Raw genomic sequence first — 522 nt, 5'->3', positions numbered from 1 at the left:
GGCGGACGGTTTAGCTGACGGGTTCTATCACCCACGGGTGCTTACGTCCTACCCCGGCTACAGTAATCATAAAACCATATAAAAAATGGTCAACCAGAAATATCTGGCTGACCTTATAATACGAACGGGTGCTTTACTTAAAGGTCGTCGAGCTTTGACCGCACCTTTGTCTTATTCAACTAACGAGGCAGTTTAGTAAAAATGAAATTAAGGAGATGATCATAATTGTTAAGTTCAAAAAGGCTTCAGTTTCGAAAAATGATGGTAAGTGACATCGTAAAGTATCATTCTTGGAGAAATGATTTAGCTGTAATGAAAACAACAAGCACATCATTAGATTTATATTCTCTTGATGAAACGAGACTTTTTGTGGAAAATATTATTCTTAATTCAAAGTCTTCTAAGAGCTATATCATTGAGGAGAGTGAAGGGAATACGGCAATTGGTGTAACGTCTCTAATAAATATCGATTCAAAAAATAGAAATGCTGAATGTATTATCGATATTGGTGAAAAAGAATTT

Annotated in this window: 1 protein-coding gene; it reads left to right on the top strand. The window is 35.6% G+C overall.

Annotated features, from left to right (window positions below):
* Positions 1-225 precede the first annotated feature (225 nt).
* Positions 226-522 (top strand): GNAT family N-acetyltransferase (locus tag M3191_RS18190; protein WP_251701728.1); only part of this gene is annotated, 297 nt, incomplete at its 3' end.

The organism is Sporosarcina luteola (assembly GCF_023715535.1).
GTDB lineage: Bacteria > Bacillota > Bacilli > Bacillales_A > Planococcaceae > Sporosarcina > Sporosarcina luteola_B.
The sequence above is the reverse complement of the archived record's forward strand: the minus strand, read 5'-3'. Positions and strand labels throughout refer to the sequence as shown.